At 53.9% G+C, this 2500-nt stretch carries 1 rRNA gene (cut by a window edge); it reads right to left on the reverse strand.

Annotated elements, in window-relative coordinates:
- Positions 1–7 precede the first annotated feature (7 nt).
- Positions 8–2500, reverse strand: a 23S ribosomal RNA gene (locus ACU5AP_RS15910) (it continues 288 nt past the right edge of the window).

Below are 2500 nucleotides of genomic sequence, written 5' to 3' on the forward strand. Positions count from 1 at the left end.
CTGAGAAACGATCAAGCCGATCGGATTATTAGTACCAGTAAGCTTCACACGTCACCGCGCTTCCACACCTGGCCTATCAACGTGGTAGTCTTCCACGATCCTCAGCGAAGCCTTGTTTTGAGGTTAGTTTCCCGCTTAGATGCTTTCAGCGGTTATCTATTCCATACTTAGCTACCCTGCTGCACGGCTGGCGCCATGACAGGTCCACCAGAGGTATGTCCATCCCGGTCCTCTCGTACTAGGGACAGATCCTCTCAAGCTTCGAACACCCACGGCAGATAGGGACCAAACTGTCTCACGACGTTCTGAACCCAGCTCACGTACCACTTTAAATGGCGAACAGCCATACCCTTGGGACCTGCTCCAGCCCCAGGATGTGATGAGCCGACATCGAGGTGCCAAACTTTGCCGTCGATATGGACTCTTGGGCAAAATCAGCCTGTTATCCCTAGAGTACCTTTTATCCGTTGAGCGATGGCCCTTCCACGCGGGACCACCGGATCACTATGGCCGACTTTCGTCTCTGCTCGACTTGTCAGTCTCGCAGTCAGGCTAGCTTATGCCATTGCACTCGACGACCGATTTCCGACCGGTCTGAGCTAACCATCGCGCGCCTCCGTTACACTTTGGGAGGCGACCGCCCCAGTCAAACTACCCACCACGCCATGTCCCGGGACCGGATAACGGCCCTCGGTTAGACGTCAACGACAGTAAGGGTGGTATTTCAAGGATGGCTCCACCAGAGCTGGCGCCCCGGCTTCATAGCCTCCCACCTATCCTACACATACGGTCGCTAACGCCAAGGCGAAGCTATAGTAAAGGTTCATAGGGTCTTTCCGTCTGACCGCGGGAACCCCGCATCTTCACGGGGAATTCAATTTCACTGAGCCTGTGCTGGAGACAGTGGGGAAGTCGTTACGCCATTCGTGCAGGTCGGAACTTACCCGACAAGGAATTTCGCTACCTTAGGACCGTTATAGTTACGGCCGCCGTTTACCTGGGCTTCAGTTCGGAGCTTTCACTCCTCCCTTTAACCTTCAGGCACCGGGCAGGCGTCAGACCCTATACGTCGCATTGATGCTTCGCAGAGCCCTATGTTTTTGCTAAACAGTCGCTACCCCCTGGCTTGTGCCACTCAGTCCTGGTTGCCCAGGGTGAGTCACGCTTATTCCGAAGTTACGCGTGCAATTTGCCGAGTTCCTTCAGCACAGTTCTCTCAAGCGCCTTGGTATACTCTACCTGACCACCTGTGTCGGTTTCGGGTACGGTCTCTGCTGGAGTTATTTCCAGGGACAACGCCACCGCCGGGAACAATCCAATAAGCCCCGACGACTTATGCCATCCGTCACTTCCAGCTGGTGCAGGAATATTTACCTGCTTCCCATCGACTACGCTTTTCAGCCTCGCCTTAGGGGCCGACTAACCCTGCGCAGATTAGCTTTACGCAGGAACCCTTGGTCTTTCGGCGACAGTGTTTCTCACACTGTTTATCGTTACTCATGTCAGCATTCTCACTTCCGATACCTCCAGCCAACCTCACAGTTGACCTTCACAGGCTTACGGAACGCTCCGCTACCGCTTGCAGTAAACTGCAAACCCATATCTTCGGCGCATGGCTTTAGCCCCGTTACATTTTCCGCGCAGGATCGCTTGATCAGTGAGCTGTTACGCTTTCTTTAAAGGATGGCTGCTTCTAAGCCAACCTCCTGATTGTCAAAGCAATCCCACATCGTTTCCCACTTAGCCATGACTTGGGGGCCTTAGATGATGGTTAGGGTTGTTTCCCTTTTCACGACGGACGTTAGCACCCGCCGTGTGTCTGCCCGATAGTACTCCTGGGTATTCGGAGTTTGGTTAGTATTGGTACCGCTCGCGCAGCCCGCAACCATCCAGTGCTCTACCCCCCAGGGTATTCGTCGGACGCTCTACCTAAATAGATTTCGCGGAGAACCAGCTATGTCCAGGTTTGATTGGCCTTTCACCCCTATCCACAAGTCATCCCAGAATTTTTCAACATTCACGGGTTCGGACCTCCAGTAAGTGTTACCTTACCTTCATCCTGCTCATGGATAGATCACCTGGTTTCGGGTCGTCATACGTCGAACTTAGCGCCCTATTCAGACTCGCTTTCGCTGCGCCTACACCTAACGGCTTAAGCTTGCTCGACACATGAAGTCGCTGACCCATTATACAAAAGGTACGCCGTCACCGCGCTTGGCGGCTCCGACTGCTTGTAGGCTTCCGATTTCAGGATCTGTTTCACTCCCCTTGTCGGGGTGCTTTTCACCTTTCCCTCACGGTACTTGTTCACTATCGGTCGTAGAGGAGTACTTAGGCTTGGAGGGTGGTCCCCCCATGTTCAGACAGGATTTCACGTGTCCCGCCCTACTCGAGTCTCTTGCTGTTTGACGTCTACGGGGCTGTCACCCGCTATGGCCGGACTTTCCATTCCGTTCGACTTTATTTCACAAGAGCACTGGCCTGGTCCCGGTTCGCTCGC

This window comes from Brevundimonas sp. RM1, from assembly GCF_052907225.1.